Genomic DNA, 1,240 nt, shown 5'->3' on the forward strand with positions numbered 1-1,240 from the left:
GGCGCGGCGCGGGGGCGGGCGCCCAGGCGCGCTCTCGCCGGCGGCGGGCGGAGACGGTCTCCTCGGCCATCGCGGCCTCGAAGCGCTCGATCTCCGGGACGTTCGTCAGGCGCCAGTAGACCTGCTGGAAGGCGTCCTGGAAGGTCACGTGCAGGTCCCCGGCGCCGGAGCCGCGGCGGCGGTGCTCCACGGCGGCGATGCTCAGCAGCGGCATGGAGCGCTCCCCGCCGCCGAGCGGGCCGGACTGCACGAGGCGGTCCGAGGTCAGCACCATGGTGCGGGTGGCCCAGCGCCACAGCGCGACGGTGCCCAGCAGCACCACCAGGCGGCGAGCGCCATGGCCGCCGTACGCAGCGGCACCACGTAGCGGTCCAGGGGCGAGATCAGGTCCGGCCGTTCGAGCCATCCCACCACGAAGGCCAGCGCCGCGGCGGTGAGGACCAGGACGGCGGCGGCGCCGAGCAGCTGCCGCGGGTGGGCGCGCGTGCGGATGACGACGTGCTCGTTCTCCTCGAGTCGCATCGTCCCTCCTTCACGTGTTCACGTCTGCATCGGCCGGCCCGCGGCGCCCTCGGTCAGTGCGCGCGGCGGACGTCACCGCGCAGGTGGACCACGTCCCCTGCGCTGATCTCGCGCACCGCCATCTTCTCATGTCCCCCCGTGGCGGATGCCACACGCAGCGTGCCCCCGGGGCCGAGGCCCACGGCCTCTCCCTCGAGCACCTCGCCGCCGGGCAGCTCCGCGCGCACCTGCCGTCCCAGCGTGGACAGGTGCTCCACGACGACGGCCACACTCCCGTGCGTCCCGTCCACCGGCCCGTCCGTGGCCGGCAGGGCGGCGGCCCACGCGTGGACCCGGTCCAGGACGGCGGCGTGGATCCGGCGGCGAGGTCCTGCGGGCGGGCAGCTTGGCGGCGGGCAGGAAGTCCGAGAGCGCGGCGGCCGTGTCCACCGGGGCGCCGCCGCGGTGGTCGATGTTCACCCCCATCCCGATGCCCACGCCCCCTCCGGGGGTGACGGCGGCGAGCACGCCGGAGAGCTTCCGCCCGTCCGCCACGAGGACGTCGTTGGGCCACTTCAGGTGCGCCGGCACGCCGAGGTCCCGCACCACGTCCACCACGGCGGACGCGGCCACGAGGGAGAGCCAGGAGAAGTGCGGCATCCCCACCGGCGGCCGCCAGGCCGCCGGGGTCAGGTGCACGGTGAGGGCGAGCGCCGTGCCGGGAGGCGCCGTCCAGGTG

The 1,240-nt window shown here is 76.1% G+C and carries 2 protein-coding genes and 2 pseudogenes; all 4 read right to left on the reverse strand.

What is annotated here, in order from left to right:
- Positions 1-319: pseudogene (locus tag AC2W7A_RS12590) on the reverse strand (PH domain-containing protein); the annotation flags it as partial.
- Positions 265-522, reverse strand: coding sequence for a hypothetical protein (locus tag AC2W7A_RS12595; RefSeq protein ID WP_485991632.1), 258 nt, complete (start codon positions 520-522; stop codon positions 265-267). The gene AC2W7A_RS12595 and the pseudogene AC2W7A_RS12590, both read right to left, overlap by 55 nt.
- Positions 523-575: 53 nt before the next feature.
- On the reverse strand, positions 576-791 hold the full coding sequence (locus AC2W7A_RS12600; RefSeq protein ID WP_485991633.1) for a hypothetical protein: 216 nt from the start codon (positions 789-791) through the stop codon (positions 576-578).
- A gap of 220 nt (positions 792-1,011) precedes the next feature.
- Positions 1,012-1,161: pseudogene (locus AC2W7A_RS12605) on the reverse strand (biotin--[acetyl-CoA-carboxylase] ligase); the annotation flags it as partial.
- Between the last annotated feature and the right edge of the window lie 79 nt (positions 1,162-1,240).

The organism is Micrococcus sp. LASM2_SD2 (assembly GCF_057364565.1).

Coding starts and splice junctions, on each gene's coding strand:
- AC2W7A_RS12595 (WP_485991632.1), bottom strand. CDS start 522: ATGCGACTCGAGGAGAACGAGCACGTCGTCATCCGCACGCGCGCCCAC.